Annotated in this window: 15 protein-coding genes and 1 tRNA gene; 5 read left to right on the top strand and 11 right to left on the bottom strand. The window is 69.8% G+C overall.

Features of this window, described 5'->3' with window-relative positions; translation table 11 throughout:
- Positions 1-3: 3 nt before the first annotated feature.
- On the bottom strand, positions 4-927 hold the full coding sequence (gene hemC / locus MKK75_RS33685) for a hydroxymethylbilane synthase (RefSeq protein ID WP_244046811.1): 924 nt from the start codon (positions 925-927) through the stop codon (positions 4-6).
- A 186-nt stretch (positions 928-1113) separates the two neighbouring features.
- Here hemC and MKK75_RS33680 point away from each other — a divergent pair, with 186 nt between their 5' ends.
- The 3 genes from MKK75_RS33680 (at position 1114) to MKK75_RS33670 (ending at position 3367) form a co-directional block, all read left to right on the top strand.
- The gene (locus MKK75_RS33680) at positions 1114-2031 is read left to right on the top strand and encodes a metallophosphoesterase (protein WP_244046810.1); all 918 of its coding nucleotides are present in this window, start codon (positions 1114-1116) and stop codon (positions 2029-2031) included.
- A 196-nt stretch (positions 2032-2227) separates the two neighbouring features.
- Positions 2228-2782 carry a TerB family tellurite resistance protein gene (locus tag MKK75_RS33675; protein WP_244046809.1) on the top strand — a complete coding sequence of 185 codons (555 nt, stop codon included), beginning with the start codon at positions 2228-2230 and terminating at the stop codon, positions 2780-2782.
- A 123-nt stretch (positions 2783-2905) separates the two neighbouring features.
- Complete coding sequence (locus MKK75_RS33670) at positions 2906-3367, top strand: ABC transporter ATPase (protein WP_244046808.1); 462 nt, start codon at positions 2906-2908, stop codon at positions 3365-3367.
- A 25-nt stretch (positions 3368-3392) separates the two neighbouring features.
- Here MKK75_RS33670 and MKK75_RS33665 read toward each other — a convergent pair whose 3' ends face one another.
- Together MKK75_RS33665 and MKK75_RS33660 are read right to left on the bottom strand one after the other, a co-directional pair.
- Positions 3393-4925, bottom strand: coding sequence for an acyl-CoA carboxylase subunit beta (locus MKK75_RS33665; protein ID WP_244046807.1), 1533 nt, complete (start codon positions 4923-4925; stop codon positions 3393-3395).
- A gap of 152 nt (positions 4926-5077) precedes the next feature.
- A tRNA-Val gene (locus MKK75_RS33660) sits at positions 5078-5152 on the bottom strand.
- A gap of 228 nt (positions 5153-5380) precedes the next feature.
- On the opposite strand from MKK75_RS33660, the gene MKK75_RS33655 reads away from it, so the two are divergent.
- Both MKK75_RS33655 and MKK75_RS33650 read left to right on the top strand, forming a co-directional pair.
- Positions 5381-5707, top strand: coding sequence for a SelT/SelW/SelH family protein (locus MKK75_RS33655; protein ID WP_244046806.1), 327 nt, complete (start codon positions 5381-5383; stop codon positions 5705-5707).
- A 55-nt stretch (positions 5708-5762) separates the two neighbouring features.
- Positions 5763-7976 carry an HWE histidine kinase domain-containing protein gene (locus MKK75_RS33650; RefSeq protein WP_279594281.1) on the top strand — a complete coding sequence of 738 codons (2214 nt, stop codon included), beginning with the start codon at positions 5763-5765 and terminating at the stop codon, positions 7974-7976.
- Between the two features lie 18 nt (positions 7977-7994).
- On the opposite strand, the gene MKK75_RS33645 is transcribed toward MKK75_RS33650, so the two are convergent.
- From MKK75_RS33645 to MKK75_RS33610, 8 genes are read right to left on the bottom strand one after another with little or no spacing between them, the layout of a single operon-like run.
- A complete protein-coding gene (locus MKK75_RS33645; protein WP_244046805.1) occupies positions 7995-9143 on the bottom strand; it encodes an ABC transporter permease in 1149 nt (382 codons plus the stop codon).
- On the bottom strand, positions 9140-10156 hold the full coding sequence (locus MKK75_RS33640; RefSeq protein ID WP_244046804.1) for an ABC transporter permease: 1017 nt from the start codon (positions 10154-10156) through the stop codon (positions 9140-9142). Before MKK75_RS33640 ends, MKK75_RS33645 begins: the two co-directional genes overlap by 4 nt.
- Entirely contained in the window at positions 10153-12165 is a 2013-nt protein-coding gene (locus MKK75_RS33635) for an ABC transporter substrate-binding protein (RefSeq protein WP_244046803.1), read from the bottom strand. Before MKK75_RS33635 ends, MKK75_RS33640 begins: the two co-directional genes overlap by 4 nt.
- A complete protein-coding gene (locus tag MKK75_RS33630; protein WP_244046802.1) occupies positions 12162-13031 on the bottom strand; it encodes a hypothetical protein in 870 nt (289 codons plus the stop codon). Before MKK75_RS33630 ends, MKK75_RS33635 begins: the two co-directional genes overlap by 4 nt.
- The gene (locus MKK75_RS33625) at positions 13028-14869 is read right to left on the bottom strand and encodes an ABC transporter ATP-binding protein (protein WP_244046801.1); all 1842 of its coding nucleotides are present in this window, start codon (positions 14867-14869) and stop codon (positions 13028-13030) included. The genes MKK75_RS33630 and MKK75_RS33625 overlap by 4 nt, the downstream gene beginning before the upstream one ends.
- Positions 14866-17079: a glycosyltransferase gene (locus MKK75_RS33620; protein ID WP_244046800.1), complete on the bottom strand. Its 2214-nt coding sequence runs from the start codon at positions 17077-17079 to the stop codon at positions 14866-14868. The genes MKK75_RS33625 and MKK75_RS33620 overlap by 4 nt, the downstream gene beginning before the upstream one ends.
- On the bottom strand, positions 17067-18344 hold the full coding sequence (locus MKK75_RS33615; protein ID WP_244046799.1) for a glycosyltransferase family 4 protein: 1278 nt from the start codon (positions 18342-18344) through the stop codon (positions 17067-17069). Before MKK75_RS33615 ends, MKK75_RS33620 begins: the two co-directional genes overlap by 13 nt.
- A complete protein-coding gene (locus MKK75_RS33610) occupies positions 18341-19579 on the bottom strand; it encodes a glycosyltransferase family protein (protein ID WP_244046798.1) in 1239 nt (412 codons plus the stop codon). Before MKK75_RS33610 ends, MKK75_RS33615 begins: the two co-directional genes overlap by 4 nt.
- Positions 19580-19663 lie beyond the last annotated feature (84 nt).

Below are 19663 nucleotides of genomic sequence, written 5' to 3'. Positions count from 1 at the left end.
ACCTCACTTCAGATCGCGCACATAGGTATCCCCGGCCGCAGCCTTAAGGGCCGCGCCGGCCTCGCGGCCGATCCGCTCGGCTTCGGCAGCCGGCCCGTGACGTGACACCGACCAGTGTCGGCTGCCGTCCGGCAGGAACAGAAGGCCATCGAGCGTCAGGGCCTCGCCCTCGATCCGCGCTAGGGCGGCGATCGGCGTCCGGCACGAGCCGTCGAGTTCGGCGAGGAGCGCGCGCTCCGCGGTGATCGCCGTGGTCGTGCGGGTGCAGGCGATCGGCGCCAGGAGTTCGCGGATCGCGCCGTCCGCCGCGCGGCATTCGATTCCGAGGGCGCCCTGTGCCACCGCGGGCAGCATCTCCTCCACGGACAGGACGCTGCGGGCCATGGTCTCCAAGCCGAGGCGCTGGAGGCCCGCCAGCGCGAGGAGCGTCGCGTCGCATTCGCCCGCTTCGAGCTTGCGCATCCGGGTGTTGGCGTTGCCGCGCAACGGCACGACCCTGAGATCCGGACGGTGCATCAGGACCTGTGCACCCCTGCGCAGCGACGAGGTGCCGACCCGCGCGCCCTGCGGCAGGGCCGCCAGCCCGTCGGCGTGCGGCGAGAGGAAGGCGTCTCGCGGATCGTCGCGCTCGAGGATGCAGGCGATGGTCAGGCCGTCCGGGAGCCAGGTCTCCACATCCTTCATGGAATGGACGGCGACATCGACCTCCCCGGCGAAGAGGGCCTGCTCCAGCTCCTTGGTGAACAACCCCTTGCCGCCGATCTCGGAGAGGGGTCGGTCCAGGATCTTGTCGGCCACCGTGGTGACGACGACGAGCTCGGTGTCGAGGCCCGGATTGGCCGCGACGATCCGGTCGCGCACCATTCCGGTCTGCGCGAGCGCCATCGGGGAGCCGCGGGTGCCGATGCGCAGGGGGCGGTTCAACATCTGTGTTCGGAACTTCTCGGCTGGTAAGGGCAGGCTCTTATAGACCGGCTGTCACGCTGCGGTCAGCGGTATTCAGCTTTCCTGAACCGGCCGTGCGGCAAAACCGTCCGCGGCGCCGCCCCGCTTTCGCCGGACTGCGTGCCTAGCGGGGCGACGGCGCGACATAGGGCGAACGGATATGGTGCCATGCTGATCCTGCCGAGCCGACGGCAGTTCCTAACCGGCCTCGGCGCGGGCGTCGGCCTGACGGCCGCCACGGGCGTCTACGCCTTCGACGTCGAACCGCTGCACCGCTTAGTCGTGACAGCCTACGCGCCGGCCCTGCCGCGCTGGGATCCGGGCTTGCGCCTGCGCGTGGCGGTTCTGGCGGATTTCCACATCTGCGAGCCGTACATGCCGTTCGATCGGGTCGCCGAGATCGTGGACGCCACCAACGCCCTCCAGCCCGATCTGGTGCTGCTCCTCGGCGACTACCCGGCGGGGCAGATCGCGTGGCAGACGCTGCCGCTCAGCCAATTCGCCCGGATGATGGAAGACCTGAAGGCACCGCTCGGCACGCACGCGATCCTCGGCAATCACGATTGGTGGGACGACGAGACCGTCCAGAAAGCCGGAAGCGGGACACCCGCGGTCAAGCGCCTGCTCGAGGACCGGGGCATTCCGGTGATGGAGAACGAAGCCGTCCGCCTGGTGAAGGACGGGCGTCCGTTCTGGCTCGCCGGTCTGGCGGACCAGCAGCCGTTCAAGAGCACCTGGATGTCGCTGAGTCACGCGGACGTGCCGCGTACGCTCAAGGATGTCACCGATGCGGCGCCGGTGATCCTGATGGCGCACGAGCCCGACATCTTCGCGACGGTGCCGGAACGGGTCTCGCTCACGCTCGCCGGCCATACCCATGGCGGGCAGATTCGGCTGTTCGGACGCTCGCCCGCGGTCCGCAAGGTCCGCGGCCACGATTATTCCTACGGGCACGTCGTGGAGGATGGCCGCCACATGATCGTATCCGGCGGTTTCGGCATGAGCCGGATCCCGGTGCGGCTCGGGGTGCCGCCAGAGATCGTGCTGCTCGAACTCGGCCAGAACCAAGCCGAAGCTGCCGCCTGAGCGATCTCGGCGGCGCTCAATTTGTCGAAAATCGTTAGACGTCCGTTTCATCTAAAGAATTAATGGCTCTCCATCTCTAGAATATCTATGAAAATCAGATCTTGTGATTGAATATAACGGCAATCGACCTCCGTCATCATTTGACGGCCGTCGCTTCTCATGGAATCGTCCTCTGTCGATTCGGCAGAAGACACTTATGCCGCTGCTCCTTGGTCTCGTCGGCGTGCTCGCCGCGATCCTGTTCTGGGTTCTGCGGGTCCACGGCACCGTCAAGGGATTGCAGGCCGTCGATCGCGACACCAAGGGCTTGCAGCGCCGGGCCGTTTCGACATTCGAGGATATCGTCGGCACCCCGCTGCAACGCGTGCGGGATCCGCGTCTGGCGGTCACGATCCTGATGATCCAGATCGTGCGCACGGGTAGCCCCCTCACGGCGAGCGAGAAGACCTGGATCCTCGAATTCATGGAGACGCCCCTAAAGATCGAAAGAATCTCGGCGACATTCGAGCGGGCCTGGGGCTACACGCAGGCGCGTCTGCCGTTCTCGCTGGTCTCCGATCAGCTCACGCCGCTCTGCCGCGAGACGCTTACCTTGGCCGAGCGCACGGAACTGATCGCGATGCTCACCCAGGTCGCCGGCGCCCATTCGGCCCCGAGCGCGCTTCAGCGCGCGGGCATCGCCCGGCTCCGGCGCAAGCTTCTGGCGGGCGAGACGCGCGCGCTCGACACACGCCGGGACGGGTCCGCCTGACAGCCGGACGGCGACGAGCGTGTTCGGGTTTGGCGGTCATGGGGTGGTTGCGGTGCGGATGGGGCACCGCGCCCGAACGCCACGCCGCTCGTCGCCCGGCTCGGGCCGCGCTACCTGCTCGGCATGCGCGCGCTGCTCCCCCTCCTCGCCCTGTCCTGCCTTGCTGCGGCCCCTGGAGCCGCGCGAGCCCAATCCTGCGATACCCTCGTCGATCGAGTCACCGCCGAGACCGCCGCGCAGGCGACTGAGCGGCGCAGCGATTACGCGAGCTTTTCGGCGAGCCCCGACATGACGCTGACGCTCGCCTGCGGCGGCCCGGACCTGTCCTCGGTCGGCGCCCAGTTCCGCGGGGCGAACCCGCCCGACTCCTACTACGACCTGTTCGGCCATGCCGGGCACGCGGTGACCGGCATCGATGCCGCGTTAATCGCCGAGGCCGCCCACAAGGCCCAGGCGGCCTCCATCCGGCTCCGCCACAGCAACGTCGATCTCGGTGGCGCCCGGATCACGTGCTCGGCGATGGTCTCGCCCGACAAGGGGCCACTGACGCTCTGCGCCGTGATCGAGCACAGCGACCGGAGCTGACGCTGCGGAGCGGCGCGGTCCCGCCTCAGAGCGGGATGTTGTCGTGCTTCTTCCAGGGCTGCTCCATCTTCTTCGTGCGGAGCATGCCGAGTGCCCTGGCAATCCGGCGCCGGGTCGAATGCGGCATGATCACCTCGTCGATGTAACCGCGCTCGGCCGCCACGAAGGGCGACAGGAACCGGTCCTCGTACTCGCCGGTCCGCGCCGCGATCTTTTCGGGGTCGCCGATCTCGCTGCGGAAGATGATCTCCACTGCACCCTTGGCGCCCATCACGGCGATCTGGGCCGTCGGCCACGCATAGTTGACGTCGGCCCCGACGTGCTTCGATGCCATGACGTCGTAGGCCCCGCCGAAGGCCTTGCGGGTGATGATGGTGACCAGCGGCACGGTCGCCTGCGAATAGGCGAAGAGCAGCTTGGCGCCGTGCTTGATCAGGCCGCCATATTCCTGCGCCGTCCCCGGGAGGAAGCCCGGCACGTCCACGAAGGTCACGATCGGGATGCCGAAGGCGTCGCAGTAGCGCACGAACCGCGCCGCCTTCCGCGAGGCGTCCGCGTCAAGCACGCCCGCCAAAACCAGCGGCTGGTTGGCCACGAAGCCGACGGTACGCCCCTCGATCCGGCCGAAGCCCGTGATGATGTTGCGTGCGTAGGCCGCCTGAATCTCGAAAAGATCGCCCTCGTCGACGATGCGCCGGATCAGCTCGCCCATGTCGTAGGGCTTGTTCGGGTTGTCGGGGATCAGCGTATCGAGGGACGAATCGAGCCGCTCGACATCGTCGAAGCTCTCGATCTCGGGCACGCCGTCGATGTTGTTGGCCGGCAGGAAGTCGAGCAGGCGGCGGATCTGGAGGATCGCCTCCACGTCGTTCTCGAACGCGCCGTCCGCGATCGACGACTTGGTGGTGTGGACCTTGGCGCCGCCCAGTTCCTCGGCGGTGACGACCTCATTGGTCACGGTTTTCACGACGTCGGGACCGGTCACGAACATGTAGCTCGTGTCGCGGACCATGAAGATGAAGTCGGTCATGGCCGGCGAGTAGACGTCGCCCCCCGCGCAAGGTCCCATGATCACCGAGATCTGCGGGATGACGCCCGACGCCATGACATTGCGGCGGAACACCTCGCCGTAGCCGCCGAGCGCCGCCACGCCCTCCTGGATGCGCGCGCCGCCGGCATCGAAGATGCCGATGATCGGGGCGCGCATCTTCAGCGCCATGTCCTGGACCTTCACGATCTTCTGCGCGTGGGCCTCCGACAGGGAGCCGCCGAACACCGTGAAATCCTTGGAGAACAGGAAGACGGTGCGGCCGTTGATCGTGCCCCAGCCGGTCACCACGCCGTCGCCCGGGATCTTCTGGGCCTCCATGCCGAAATCCGTGGAGCGGTGCTGCACGAACATGTCGAACTCTTCGAACGACCCGTGGTCGAGGAGGAGTTCGATGCGCTCCCGCGCGGTCAGCTTGCCGCGGTTGTGCTGCGCCTCGACGCGCCGCTCACCGCCGCCGAGACGGGCCTGCGCCCGGCGCTCTTCGAGCTTGTCGAGGATATCCTTCATGGTTGACGTCCGCCCTTCCCCTGCTGGACCGCGCGACCCGGATCGGGCCGGTCCAAGCTTATGCATTGACCGCTTGTGCGCCCTTAGCACGCGCCTTCTGGGCGGCAAACAGACGCGCCGCTCCGTGCGGTTGGACATGAGGGGGAGAAGGCTGGTGGACGGTGCAGGGATCGAACCTGCGACCTTTCCCGTGTGAAGGGAACGCACTACCGCTGTGCTAACCGTCCGTGCCGGCCACGCGCCGGTCGGCGCCGCCGATCGAAGCGCTGCGATCCGGTGGCCGGCCTTCTAGGGCGCGGCAGGCCTGGACGTCAAGCGACGTTCGCTGATTCACGAGTGCGACGGCAGGCCGGACGTTCTGGGACTGCAAGGAGCCGATCCCCCAGCGTCTCGTCCGTCCCCAGGTTGACAAGTCGTCTGGTCCGGTGCGCTGTGCCCATATGCACGAGGGGTCAGTGGACGTGAATCCCGGCAGCGACGTGACGGTGGATGGCGCGAGCCGAGCGCAACCGCCGCGCGTGGCGATCACCTACTGCACGCAGTGCAACTGGCTGCTGCGATCCGCCTGGATGGCGCAGGAGCTGCTCTCGACCTTTCGCGATGCTCTCGGCGAGGTCGCGCTGATCCCGGCTTCGGGCGGGGCGTTCCGGATCGAGATCGGGACGGCGGTGGTTTGGGAGCGGGTGCGCGACGGTGGCTTCCCCGACGTGAAGGCGCTCAAGCAACGGGTGCGGGACCACCTCGACCCGGAGCGCGATCTCGGCCATATCGATCGGTCATGAGGCGAGGCAACGGCGAGGAGCCCGCGGGGCGCTGCGGGCCGGGGACGGGCCCCGCTTGAGTCCGGACCAGCAGGCGGGCGGCGGCGTCCCGGCGGTGATCCCCGCGCGCCGGTCGTGGCTGTCGCGGCGGCTTCACCGTTTCGCCGGCAACGGCTTCTCGACGCAGGTCTACCTGATCGCCCTCGTCGTGGCGCTGATCGGGCCGGGCCTCCTGTTCACAGGCATCCTGCTGATGCGCTACGCCTCAGCCGAGCGGGCGCGGTTCGAGCAGGATGCGCGCGAGAACGTGCGCGGGATCGGCCTCTCGCTGGACCGCGACACCGCCGGCCTCGTATCCGTGCTGCAGACGCTGGCCACATCCCCGCGGATACGGCAGGGCGATTTCGACGCCTTCGACGCGCAGGCGCGCCTCGTGCGCGAATCAATTGACCTCGACGTTCTGCTCAGGCGTCCGAACGGCCAGGAGGTCGTCAACACCGGCGTGCCGCGGGGCGCGCCGCTCCCGGTCGTTGCGCTGCCCTTCGACCAGGAACTGACGAAGGGGACGCAGCGCGCCATGGTGAGCGGCTACGTGCCGGGCCCCTCCGTCAACGAGGCTACCTACGCGGTCGGCGTGCCGGTGATGATGGACGGCGAGGTCGGCTACATCCTCAGCTTCACCGTTCCGCTGTCACGCCTCCAGGGCATCCTGTCGCGCGAGGTCGTGCCCGGCTGGACGACGGGCATCAGCGACCGCAACGGCATCGTATTGGCCCGCCTGCCGGAGCCCGATGCGGTGATCGGCCGTCCGCGGCTCGCGAGCCTGCGGCAGGTACAATCCGCGACGCCCGGCGTCTGGGAGGGGCAGGATCGCCAGCATAAGCCGGTGGTGGTGATCGAGGCGCGCTCCCGCCTGACAGGCTGGATGGTCGCCACCAGCATCCCCCAGGCGTTGGTCGACGCGCGCGTCAGGCGCTGGGTCTGGGCCTTCGCGGGCTTCGGCCTGCTGGTTCTCGCGACCTCATCGCTGCTGGCCGTCAATCTATGGTCGCGGGTCTCCCGCCCGCTGCGTCTGCTCTCCGCCTCCGGACCCGCTCTGGCGCGCGGCGAGGCGATTCCACGGATCGCCTCGCCGGTCCACGAGATCCAGCGGCTCGCCCTCGTGCTGTCCGAGGCCTCGCTCCGGCTGCGCACCCGGGAGGAGGAGCGCGATCGGGCGCTCGAAGACACGCGGCGCGGCCTGACGGCGCTCAGCGAGAGCGAGGCCCGGTTCCGGCACATGGCCGACTCGGCGCCGGCTCTGATCTGGATGACGGACGAGACCGGCGAGGTGAGTTTCGCCAACCTGCATTTCGAGCACATGTTCGGGATGCCGGCAGCCGAACTCGCCAACGAAGGCTGGACGCGGATCATCCATCCCGAGGACCTCGAAGGGTTCCGCGCCGCCTTCTCGGAGGCCTTCGATGACCGTATTCCGTTCCGCATCGAGGTTCGGGTGATCGACCGGGATCGGGCCGCGCGCTGGCTGCGCTGCGAGGGCGTTCCGCGCCTCGACGATGACCATAACTTCCTGGGCTATACCGGCTGCAACATCGACATCACCGATGCCAAGAATGCCGAGGAGCACTTGCTCCTGCTGATTCACGAGCTCAATCACCGGGTGAAAAACACCCTGGCCACGGTTCAGTCGATCGCCGTGCAGTCCCTGCGCGGCCTCGAAGGCGCCGAAGCCGACGCCGCCCGGGCCGCCTTCGAGGCGCGGCTTCTGGCTCTGGCCCGCGTCCACGACGTGCTCACCCGGGAGAGCTGGGAGGGCGCGGAGCTGTCGGCTGTCGTTGCGGATGCGATCCGTCCGCTCGAATCCGGCGACGGCCGCGCTTCGCGGTTCCGGGTCAACGGGCCGCCGCTCCGCCTCGCACCGCGGCTCGCCCTGTCCATCGCCATGGCGCTGCACGAACTCGGCACCAACGCGGTGAAGTATGGTGCCCTGTCGATCGAGGGCGGGATGGTCGACATCTCCTGGACCGTGCGGCGCGAGGCCGAGATCCGCCTCTACCTGCGCTGGTCCGAGCGCGGCGGTCCCCCGGTCAAGAAGCCGACCCGCACCGGTTTCGGCTCGCGCCTGATCGAGCGCAGCCTTGCCCGGGAACTCGCCGGCGAGGTCGCCCTGAGCTACGAACCGGCCGGCGTCGTCTGCACCATCGAGGCACCGGTGCCGCCGCCGGGCCTGCTGGAACGCAAGAGCGCCGCCGCGCCAGCGCGGATCGCGCCGCTTCCGCTAGCGGGATGACCCGAGGTCGCCGCAGTCTCAATGATACGGATCGGCCGCATCGCGTAGGCCATCCCCCATGAAATTGAAGGCCAGCACCGTCACCAGCACCGGCAGAACCGGCACCAGCAGCCAGGGATAGAGCTGTACCGCCGCCAGATTCTGCGCCTCGTTGAGCAGCACCCCCCAGCTCGTCACGGGTGGCCGCAGGCCGAGGCCCAGGAAGGAGAGGGCGGTCTCGCCGAGGATCATGGTGGGGATCGATAACGTCGCCGAGGCGATCAGGTGACTCATGAAGTTTGGGATCAGGTGCCGGCCGATCACGCGGGCCGGCGAGGCGCCCATCAGCTCGGCCGCCTGAACGAAATCCTCCTCGCGGAGCGCCAGGAGTTTGCCGCGCACCGCCCGGGCGAGGCCCGGCCAATCCAGGAGCCCCAGGATCACCGTGATGCCGAAAAAGATCAGCAGCGGACTCCAGCTCGGCGGCAGGGCGGCCGAGAGGGCGAGCCAGAGCGGCAGCTCCGGGAGCGAGCGCACCACCTCGATCAGCCGCTGTACCCCAGCATCCACGATCCCGCCGAAATAACCCGCGATGCCGCCGAAGAAGAGCCCGAGCGTGAAGGAGATCGCGACGCCCACGAGGCCGATGGTGAGCGAGATTCGCGCGCCGTAGATCAGGCGCGAGAACAGGTCGCGGCCGAGCTTGTCGGTGCCGAGCAGAAACAGCGTGCCGTTCTCCGGCGGGCAGACGAGGTGCAGGTCCGTATGGACGAGCCCGAGCCAGTCGTAGCCGTCGCCCCGGCACAGGAAGCGCAGGGGCTGCGGGGCGGCCGTGTCGACCTTGTAGTCCCGGCGGAACGTGTCGAGATCGAGATGGGCTCGGTACGGGTAGACGAACGGCCCGACGAAGCCGCCCTCGTGGACGAGGTGAACACCCTGTGGCGGCGCGTAGAGAAAGTCGCCGTTGCGCCGCGCTTGGCCGTAGGGCGCCAGCAGTTCCACGAACGGCACGATCGCGTAGAGCAGGAGCAGGATCACGGCCGATGCGACCGCCAAGCGGTGACGCAGGAACTTTCGGGCGATCAGCCGCCATGCGGAGGCATTCCCGGCACCGCCCTCGGGGCCGGCCTCGGGCTCGAAGGGCGCCGGATCGACGAAATGGCGGCCGGCGGGGATCGCGTCCATCATCGCAGCCCCATGCGGATCCGCGGGTCCAGCCAGACGAGGGTCAGGTCGGAGATCAACATCCCGACGAGCGTCAGGGCGGCGACGAACATCAGGATGAAGCCGGCCATGAACTGGTCCTGGCTGCGCAGGGCATCGAGCAGCAGCGGCCCCACGGTGGGGAGGCTCAGTACCAGCGAGACCAGAACCGAACCCGACACGAGGTGCGGCAGCAGGTTGCCGATATCCGCCACGAACGGGTTCAGCGACATCCGGAACGGATATTTCAGCAGCGCCTTCAGGGGCGGCAGGCCCTTGGCCCGGGCGGTGACCGTGTAGGGCTTGGCCAGCTCGTCGAGCAGGTTGGCGCGCATGCGCCGGATCATCGCCGCCGTCCCGCCGAGCCCGATCACCAGGGTCGGCACGATCAGATGGCCGAGGAGGGAGCGGATCTTGTCCCAGGTCCAGGGCCGGTTGGTGAGCGCCGAATCGTAGAGGCCGCCGATCGACAGGCCGAACCAGCGGTTGGCGTAGAACAGAAGGATCAGCGCCAGCAGAAAGCCCGGTACCGCGAGGCCGACATAGCCCAGCAGGGTCACCACCGCGTCGCCGAACGTGTTCCGGTGCGTCGCCGAGTAGATCGCCGCCGGGATCGCCACGAGGTGGACGAACACCACGGCCGTCAGGTTGATCAGCAGGGTCAGCCACAGGGCGTCGCCGACCACGTCGGCCACCGGCTTGTCGTACTCGAATGACCAGCCCCAATCACCCTGCAGCAGCCCCGAGAAGCCTCCCGCACCGGGCATGACGCCGATCCACATCAGGTATTGCTGCCAGATCGGCCGGTCGAGCCCGTACTGCGTGACGAGCAGCTGGGCCTTCGCAACGGAACTCGCGTCGCCGGTGGCGCGCAGCTCCAAGATCTGGTTGGTCAGGTAGTCGCCCGGCGGCAACTTGATGATGATGAAGACGAGCGCCGAGATCACCAGCAGCGTTGCCGCCATGGTGACGATGCGGCGCAGGATCGCGGCGATCACCGGGCCTCCGCGCGCGTGTCGGCGCCGGTGTCCCAGAACAGCTCGTCGATGCGCTGCACGCCGATCATGGCGGTGGGCTCCCAGGAATAGAGGGCGCGCTTCGGCAGGTTGACGAGGCGATCGGCGCCGACCACGGGCTGCAACGCCCCGGCCACGGTACCGATCACCCAGGTGTTGCTCGCGTGGTTCAGTAGCATCTCGCGCCAGATCGCGGCTTGCTGGACCGCGTCGTCGGTATCGCGCCACTGGCGGTCGAGCTCGATCAGGCGCTGGACCTCGGGGACGTCGCAGGGTTCACCGCTCTTGCCGCGGCTTTCGAGGTTCATGCTCCAGAGCGGCCAGGAATAATGCTCGGGCTGCGCCGGGCTCAGCTCGGTCGGCGGCATGATGGCGGTCGGAACCGCTAGGTCGAGCCCTTGGGCCGCCACCATCACGGTCAGGCCGGCGATCGAGCGCCGGTGCAGGTTGGTGCGCTCCTGCGGCTTGGTGATCAGGCGGATGCCGACCTCGCGCCAGAACTCCGTGATGAGCAGCAGCGCATCGAGCACCATCTCGGCCTCGCCGTCGCTCTCCACGACGATCTCCAGGGCGCGGCCGCCGGGCAGGAGCCGCGTGCCGGAGCCGTCACGGCCGGTCAAACCGATCGCGTCCAGAAGTTTGGCCGCCTCGGACGGATCGTAGCCGGCGTTGAGCGTGCGCATCTCCGGCTCGAACAGCTTGCTGTCGGACACGATCGTGTCGTTGCCCTCGGTGCCGAGCCCGAACAGAAGCGTGTTGTTGAGGGTCCGGCGATCGATCGCGAGTGACAGGGCGTGACGGTAGCGCACGTCGCGGTTGATCTGGCGCCAGACGGGATCCATCGTGGTCAGGTTCGGGTAGAGGGCGAATTCCGAGCCGCGCGCCACCGGCCACAGGTTGGTACGGTAGCGATGGGTCGCCTCGCCTTCCTTGAGGCTCGGGATGTCGGGCATCGACAGGCCACGGAACATCAGATCGGCCTCGCCCGCATTGGTCTTTGCGACCAGCAGGCCCTGCGAGGCGACGTCCATCACGATCGAATCGATGTAGGGCAGGTGGGTGCCGGCGGTGTCGACCCGATGGTAGGAGCGATTGCGCTCGAACCGAAACCGTGTGGCGGGCGAGCGGGTTTTCGGGATCCAGCCCTGGAGGGTCGGGCAGTCCGGATTGTTGAGCTCGTAATTGTCGTCCATACGGTTGTGGAGGGCGGCCCAGCCCCGGAGCTTGAGCGCCTTGGCCTTCGCGTCGGCAGCGTCCTTGCCGATGTACCGGGCGTGGACCGGCTTGAGATAGTGCGCCGGCCGGTAGATCAACGGGTCTCGCGGCGCCGCCAGGGCGGGCAGGAACAGCGGGTTCGGCCGGTCCCAGCCGAAGCGGATCGTGACGGGATCCAGCACCTCGACCTGGGGCAGCTTGCCGTCGATCCGGAAAAAGGCCGGCGGCCCGTCCGGGCTCAGCGCCTTCTCGTTGGCGACATCCTCCCAGTAATAGCGAAAATCCTCGGTGGTGAACGGGTGGCCGTCCGACCAGCGATGGCCCTTGCGGAGGGTGAAGGTGAAGCGCCCGCCAGCGACATCGACGCGTTCCAGCACGTCCGGCCGCAGGTTCAGCTCGGCATCGTAGCCGACCAAGCGCGTGTAGCCGTAGACCGAGAGGTAGCGGACGTCCCGCGCTTTCGCGATCAGGGTCCGGATCGTGCCGCCGGCGGTGCCGAGCCGGCGGCCATGGGCGGCGAGGTCGACGACGAGGGGCGCGTCCGGCGGGGCCGGGGCTTCGGCCGGCGTGTCGGCCCCCGCGGCGGACGGCGCACGCCACCAGACGAGCGTGGCGCCGAGCCCGGCGAGGAGGGCGCGGCGGGAGACACCGCTCTCCCCCCACCCGCGCGGGACTTCGTCTGGCCCCGACCTCAGCTCACTCAGAGGGCGCCCATTGAGCTTCCCGCCTCCGAAGTGGGGGTAGGGGACACCGTCGCGTCCATCCGACCCGCTCATGGCCCACCCCGCAACGTCACAGAGGTCAGCCGCGCCGGGGAATACCCCGTGGCCCCGTGTAGATCGTCGAAGGCGTGCGACCGGGCGATCAGACCCGCCGCCTGCCGGACCAGAGCGTCGTCGGCGGGCTGCTCGAACTGGCGGCCGTTGCGGGTCCAGCGGATCGGCTCCGGGCTGTGCTCGGGGCCGGTGATCATCGCGATGGTCGGGTGCGCGGGCCCGCCATGGGCGTGGATCCGATGGCCAGCCGCGTCATCGTCGAACAGCAGGCGGGTCAGGCCCCTCGCGTGCGCCTCCACCACCCGCCGGCCCTGCGCCACGTGATCGTCGAAGAACGCCACCGTCGCGGCCGGGTCGAGTCCCGACCACTCGGCCGTCGACCAGTCGGCGGTGCTGTAGCGGGCCTGCCGGTCGCGGTACTGGAGCCCCGACAGGTCAGGGTCGTGGCAGAAGATCCGCGCCTCCGGGCAGGCCTGCCGGATCACCCAGGTGGTCAGACCGCGGAACACGCCTGATTCGATCACGAATTGCGGCTTCAGCGCCCGCAGCGCCACATAAAGCTGCAGCGCCCCGTTGAAGCCGCTGCCGCCCCGCCGTTGCCGGACAGGAGCGGTCGGGATCAGCGACCAAAAGGTGCGGACCTGATCGATGACGGCGCCGTCCGGCGCCAGCCCGGCCGCCGTCAGATCGCGTTCGAGGATGGCGGCGGCGGAGTCGAGCAGCGTTGCGACCTCGCGCGGGGAGGTCGGACGGTGGCTCCAGTCGGGCGCTGCCGGCACGAGGTCGTAGCCCAACCGGTCGAACAAGGGCGCGAGCACCTTCCGGCGCAGGCGTTCCATCATGACGGGGGGCCGCATCTGGCTCATGCGGCCGCCGCCTCGGTCGCGCCGCCGAACCGCACCCGATGGCCGGCCTCGATGGCGCGCATCGCGCCCGCCTCGTCGGGCTCCAGCCGGTAGGGCGCCTCCCAGCGCGTCGGGTCGTTGCGGTCGGCCGCCACGGCCGCGAAATCGAGGGGATGGTCCAGGCTCGGATCGGGCACGGCGGCGAGCAGTGCCCGGGTGTACGGATGGACCGGCCGGCGGAACAGGGCGGCCCGCGGCGCTTCCTCGACGATCCGCCCCCGGCACATCACGCTGATCGTGTCCGCCATGTAGTCGATCACCGCCAAGTTGTGGGACACGATCAGGTAGGAGAGGCCCAAAGCCGCCTGGAGATCCTTGAGCAGGTTCAGGATCTGCGCCTGCACCGACACGTCGAGCGCCGAGACCGGCTCGTCGAGCACGAGGAGGCGCGGCTCCACGGCGAGCGCCCGGGCGATGCCGATGCGCTGGCGCTGCCCGCCCGAGAAGGCGTGCGGATAGCGCGCGAGGCCGCTCGCCTCCAGGCCGACCATCGCCATCAGCGAACGGCAGCGTTCCTTGCGCGTTGCGGCCGGGACGCCATGAATCTCCATCGGCTCGGACAGGATCTGGCGCACCGTCATGCGTGGATCGAGGGAGGCGTAGGGATCCTGGAAGACGAACTGGACTGTGCGCCGGTAGGCAAAAAGCGCGTCGCCGCTCAATGTGTGGACGTCCCGGGGGCCGCCGCCATCGTCGAACAGGATCCGGCCGGAATCCGGCTCCAGGGCCCGCATGATCATCTTCGAAACCGTGGTCTTGCCCGAGCCGGACTCGCCCACCAGTCCGAGCGTCCGGCCCGCCGCGAGGCTGAGCGACACGTCGGCAACGGCGTGGACGAGCCGCGGCTTCTGCCAGAGGCGGCCGGAGCGCAGCGTGAAGGTCTTGCTCACGCCCTCGACCTGAAGGATCGGCCCCGTCAGCGGCGCACGCTCCCGTTCCGGCGGAATGTCGGCCTTGGCCGGGCGGATCGGGGTCAGGCGCTCGCCCGGCGCCATGTCGAACCGGGGCACCGCGTGGAGCAGCGCCTTGAGATAGGCGTGGCCAGGCGCACGCATCACCGCCTCGCGCGGCCCAGATTCCACGAGGCGCCCGCGATAGAGCACTGCAACGTCGTGGGCGACGTTGGCGACTACGCCAAGGTCGTGGGTGATCAGCAGGATCGCCATCCCGGTCTCCTCCTGGAGCCGGGACAGCAGGGCGAGGATCTGAGCCTGCGTCGTGACGTCGAGCGCCGTGGTCGGCTCGTCGGCGACCAGCACGGCCGGCTTCAGGATCAGCGCCATGGCGATCATCGCGCGTTGGCGCAGGCCGCCCGACAGCTCGAACGGGTAGGTCCCCAGGGCGCGCTTCGGATCCGGGAAGCCGACGCGGGCCAGGGCCTCCTGCGCGCGCGCGTCGGCCTCGCGCCGGTCGGCGCCGGTATGGATGCGCAGGGCCTCGCCGATCTGATCGCCGATCGTGTGGAGGGGCGAGAGGCAGGTCATCGGCTCTTGGAAGATCATCGCGATCCGCTGGCCGCGGATCGCCCGCATCGTCGAACTTTCGGCGGGGAGCCGCGCGATGTCGACCTCCGCAGCGCCGTCGCGAAACAGGATCCGGCCGCGGGTGATGGTGGCCGAGGGCGGCAGGATCCGCAGTATCGCCTGCGCGGTCACCGATTTGCCCGAACCCGACTCGCCGACGAGCGCCAGCGTCCGCCCCCTGTTCACGTCGAGGGACAGGCCGTGCAGCGCCTCGAACGGTGTCGGCTCGGCTCGAAACGCGACGGCAAGGTCGCGTATGGACAGAAGCGCGCTCAAACAGTCCCCGTGGGCTGGTGGCCTGAATGATGGAGCGGCGTACCGCCCCTGTCCATTGCGACGCTGTCGACGATGTGGCGCGGCTGTAGCATCTCGACCGCCGGATGCTTCAGGAGCACGGCGAGCAGCTCTTCGACGAAGCACCAGATGGACGAATCCTGCACGAGATGGTGGGTCAGCAGGCCGATCGGGCGCTCCGGCATCCGCGCAACGTGTTCGGCGAGGGCGGCGAGCATCGCGTCTGGGTCGCGCAGGGAGCGCGAACCGCGCCAGTCGATCGGATCGAGCGTGGCGTCGATCCGGCGCAGGCCGGGGACCGGCGGCCCCGGGACCGCGGAGAGGCCCAGATAGCCCAGGGCCGGCAGGGCGGCGGCGAGCGCCGCCGCAAGACGGTTCCAGGGAGGGACGAAGATCGGAAGGAGGCGCAAATCCGGTAATCGCTCCTGCGCGATCCGAAGTCCGGCGGCGGCATCCGCGATGAGTTGGACAAGCGGGCGATCGGCGCCGAATTCCGAGGGCTTGGCGTTGGAGGGGGCGTGGTTCCGATGCGCGAGGCCGTGGACCGCGACATTGACTTCGGGCGTGGTTGCCAGGCGCCGTCCCAGGTCGGCGTCGATGCCGGCCGGGATGGCGGCGAGCAGGAGTGGCGCATCGTGGGCCTGCGCCAATGCGAGCAGCCGATCGAGGGCGGGCGTGGCCGTGACCGCATCGTCGTCGCGCCAGAAGAACCGAACCGTGAGGCTGCGCTGGCCGGTGGCGTCAAGGGCATCACGCAGGCTGCGCCAGCGCGAGCCGGCAGACGGGTGCGGTGCGGATCTCCGCTCTGTCGCGCGGGTGGGATAGGGTGAATGATGAGGGCGGTCCGAAAGGGACTGAGCCTGTACGCGCGGAAATCCTGTTTCTCCGCGTCCCTCATCCCAACCCCCGCTCACGCGAGGATTAAGTCTCGTCGCACCCCCGATATCCGACCAAGCTCGGCCATCGCGTGCCGTGCCATCACGATCTGATCCGGCGTCGTGCGCGTGTTTGACCGGGCTGGCTTGCGCTGGATCGAGAGCCGATGCGGCGAAGCGGCTTCCGCCGCTCCGGTCCGCATACAGCCGCTCGACAATCTCGACCGTGCGCGCGGCCCCGCCGAGATCGATCCCATGGAAGCCGGGCGGGGCCGCCGCAAGCTGCGTCTCCACGGCGCGGAGCAGCGTCGCGGCACTCAGCGCCGCCTCGGGCAGGACCCGGGCGAGGCCGCGCGCGGCGAGATGTTCTGCGCGCAGCCGCTGCTCGGTCTCGCCGCCGGCCTCGAACGGCACCAGCACGGCTGGTACGGCGGCCGCGAGGATGTCGGTGGCCGTGTTGTAGCCGCACTGGCTCACCGAGAGCGCGGCATCGGCCAGCAGGGTCCGGTAATCCGCCCGGGCGCGGCCGAGAACGCCTTCCGCCAGCCCGCGCCCGATCTCCGACAGCGCGGCCTCCGGCACCCCGTGGCCGGCCAGGATCCGCCAATCCAGATCCGGCCGCTGCCGGGCCGCGTCGGCCGCGGCGCGCAGCAGGAGCAGCCCGGCCGGCCCGGATCCCGCAGCGGCGAGCACGCCGGCCCTCGCTGCGGCCGGAGCAGGGCGCATCCCCTCGTCGACATAGCCCGTGTAGCGGAGTTTTCTCGCCGTCGCGGTATCGAGCGGCCAGGAGGCTTCAAGGGGCACGAGGGCCGGATCGCCGTGGACCAGCACGGCGTCGTAGAACGCGGCCACGCGGGCATGGGCCAGCGCGATCCGCTCCGGCCGCGTCGGGGCGACGAGGATGTCGCGCACGGAGGCGAGGATCAAGGGGCGCGGCACCGCGGTATGCGCGGCCTCGACGAGGGCCAGGAACTCCGCCCCCAGGGCCCGGCGGCCGAAGGGGAACAGCTCGGTCAACACGGCGTCGGGCGCGAAGGTCTCGAATGCGTCGAGCATCAGCGCGCGGCGGCGGGCCAGCCACTCCGCATCCGCCGGCTCACCGTCTGGCTTCAGCAGCGCCGAGAACGCGGTGCCGACGATATGTAACGGCGGTAGCTGGACGACGCGCACCGCGTCGAGCCGGACCAGGGGGGACGGCACGCCACCGGAAATCAGCATCACCGTGTGGCCGGCCGCCGCGAAGGTCCGGGCGAGGGCCGCCGCGCGGGTCAGATGCCCCGCGCCGAGCAGATGCGTGACCGTGATCAGGACGCGCACGCGGAGGCCTCCGCAACGCTGTCGATCGCGGCGCCGAGACCGCCCGACATCCGCAGGCGGCCTGCGATAAGGGTCGCCGCGGCCTCTTCCGAGAAGTCCAGCACGAGCCGGCTACGCGCCGCCGCGCCGAGGCGGCACCTCAGGTCCGGATCGCCCGCCAGGCGGGTCAAAGCCGCCGTCAGCGCGGTTGGCTCACCGGGCGGGACCAGCACGCCGTGCTCGCCGTCGGCGATGAATTCCGGCGTGCCCCCGAAGGCTGTGGCGACGATCGGCAGGGCCTGGCTTGCGGCCTCCATGAGGACATTCGGCAAGCCGTCGCGGTCGCCGCCGGGGCCGGGCTTCGTCGGCAGCACGAACAGATCGGCCTCGCGCATGGCCGCGATCACCTCGGGTTGCGCCAGGGCGCCCCGGAACGTCACCCGCCCGGCGAGACCGCGGGCGCGGACCTGCGCTTCGAGCGCGCCGCGCAACGCGCCGTCGCCGATCAGATCGAGCCTCCAGTGCAGGCCGGCCGGCAGGCTGGCGAGGGCGTCGATCAGGTCGTCGTGCCCCTTCTTTGCGACCAGCCGTCCGACGCAGAGCAGACGCAGTGGCGCCTCGGGCTCGGAACCGGACCGCCTGTCGTCCCGGCGCGGCGCCGCGGGGAAGCGGCCGAGATCGAGCCCGTGATAGGCGAGCAGCGTCCGGCCTGGGGCCAGCCCGTCGAGGCGTCTCAGGCCGTCGCGGGTGCAGGTCACGCCCCAGCGGGCGTCGTGCAGCTTCTCAGTGAGTTCCCAGTCCGGCGTCGTCCAGATGTCCTTGGCGTGGGCGGAGAAGCTCCATCCGCGCCCGGTCAGCAGGGCGGCATAGCGGGCGACGCTGGCGGGCGTGTGCAGGAAATGGACGTGGATGTGCGTGACCGCGGCGGGCAGTTCCCGGGCCAGCACAAGGGCCTGGCCGAGGCGCCGCAGGCGTGAGGCCGTCGGGTCCCGCCGGAGATCGCGGGCGAAGAGCGTCAGGAGCGCGGGAAGCCGGCGTCGCCGGAGCGCCGCGAGGGCACCGCGCAGCACGCGCAGCGGCGCCGTGTGGAGATACTCCGGCAGGTAGGAGACCGGCGCGCGGACCGCCGTGTGCATCGGGTGGTACACCCGGTCGGTCGGCCGGCGCAGGGACCAGATCTCCAGGGGCAGCCCGCGCCGCTCCAGGGCCAGGATCTCCTGGGCGATGAAGGTCTCGGACAGCCGCGGATAGCCCTTCAGGACGACGGCGATCCGCGAGGCCGTCACGAGTAGGCCCGCACGCGCTGGTGACCGAGGCCGGGGCCGGCGAGTGCCCGGACCCGGCGGGCGACGGCGTTGAGCCCGTCGAGCAGGCCCGGAACGAGCACCCGCGACGGTTCGGCCTGATCTGGCAGGGCGCGCAGCGCCGCCGCCATGCGCTCCGGCGCCCGGCCATCCGCCTCCATCAGAACCCGGACGAGCCCTAAACCCTCCGCCGCCAGGGCGCGGATCGCCTGTTCCCGGCGCGGCTCGGTGCGCGGGACGAGGATCGCGCGACGGTCGAAAGACAGAATCTCGCAAAAGGTGTTGTAGCCCCCCATGGCGACGACGCCTGCCGCCTTGCTCATCAGGAACTCGATCTCGCTGTCGAAGGTGATGGCGGCGACCCGCCCGGCAAGCGCGCGGATGCGTGCGTCGAACCCGCCGCGGGCCGCGTCGTCGAGGAACGGCCCGAAGGCGACGAGCGCGGGCAGCGGGATGCCGCTATCGGCCTCGTAAGCGGCCAGGACCCAGTCGATTAGCGCGGCGCCGTCGCCGCCGCCGCCCGCAGTGACGAGGATGAACGGGCCCTTTGCCATGGCGGGCTCCTCGCGCCCGGGGCGACGCTCCGGCAGGTCGCGGCGGAGATAGCCGGTGAAGATCAGCCGCTCCGCGATCCGGGCGGCGGTCTCGGCCTCCATCGGCAGTGCCGCCAGCGGCTCGTGGATCCGGCTCAGGCCGTAGACCCAGATCTCGTCGTAGAAGCGCGCCATGGTCTCGACCGCGCCCTTGCGCTCCCATTCGGGGACGAGGCGGTCGGCCTCGTCGAGCACGTCGCGCAGGCCGAGAACCAAGCGGATCCCCGCCGCAGCCGCCCGTTCGAGGGTCGGAAGCAACTCCCCGTGAAACCCGGCGGGCTCCTTGTCGACCACGATCATGTCGGGCGCGAAGGCCGCACAGGTGCGGGCGATGATGTCCGTCCGCCGCGCCACCGTCCGGTCGAGCGGTATGGCGGCATCGCGGCTGGCGTAGCCCCCGTCGAGGAACTTGACGACCGGCGGCAGCCGGACCGTCCGCACGCCGGGCGCGAAGGCGAAGCGGTCGATCACCGGCGAGCCCGACACGATCACCGCCTGCGCTCTCCCTTCACCCGACACGATCGCGTTGGCGATCGCCCGCGAGCGGCGCAGATGGCCGAGCCCGAAAGTGTCGTGGCTGTAGATGAGAACGCGTGGGCCGGATGACGCCTCGTCCTCTCGCATTCCGGTGACCGCCTCAGTTGACGGCGCGAGGATCGCAGCCGAGGCCCTCTCGCACAAGCTGGGCCGGGCGGTAAACAGCGCCGA

This window comes from Methylobacterium sp. J-030 (assembly GCF_022829545.1).
GTDB lineage: Bacteria > Pseudomonadota > Alphaproteobacteria > Rhizobiales > Beijerinckiaceae > Methylobacterium.
This window is presented reverse-complemented; position numbering and strand designations above follow the sequence as displayed.

Excerpts from the sequence above, each read along its gene's own strand:
- MKK75_RS33610 (WP_244046798.1), bottom strand. The coding sequence starts at position 19,579 with ATGCGAGAGGACGAGGCGTCATCCGGCCCACGCGTTCTCATCTACAGC.
- MKK75_RS33680 (WP_244046810.1), top strand. The coding sequence starts at position 1,114 with ATGCTGATCCTGCCGAGCCGACGGCAGTTCCTAACCGGCCTCGGCGCG.
- MKK75_RS33675 (WP_244046809.1), top strand. The coding sequence starts at position 2,228 with ATGCCGCTGCTCCTTGGTCTCGTCGGCGTGCTCGCCGCGATCCTGTTC.
- MKK75_RS33665 (WP_244046807.1), bottom strand. The coding sequence starts at position 4,925 with ATGAAGGATATCCTCGACAAGCTCGAAGAGCGCCGGGCGCAGGCCCGT.
- MKK75_RS33635 (WP_244046803.1), bottom strand. The coding sequence starts at position 12,165 with ATGAGCGGGTCGGATGGACGCGACGGTGTCCCCTACCCCCACTTCGGA.
- hemC (WP_244046811.1), bottom strand. The coding sequence starts at position 927 with ATGTTGAACCGCCCCCTGCGCATCGGCACCCGCGGCTCCCCGATGGCG.
- MKK75_RS33645 (WP_244046805.1), bottom strand. The coding sequence starts at position 9,143 with ATGATGGACGCGATCCCCGCCGGCCGCCATTTCGTCGATCCGGCGCCC.
- MKK75_RS33630 (WP_244046802.1), bottom strand. The coding sequence starts at position 13,031 with ATGAGCCAGATGCGGCCCCCCGTCATGATGGAACGCCTGCGCCGGAAG.
- MKK75_RS33670 (WP_244046808.1), top strand. The coding sequence starts at position 2,906 with ATGCGCGCGCTGCTCCCCCTCCTCGCCCTGTCCTGCCTTGCTGCGGCC.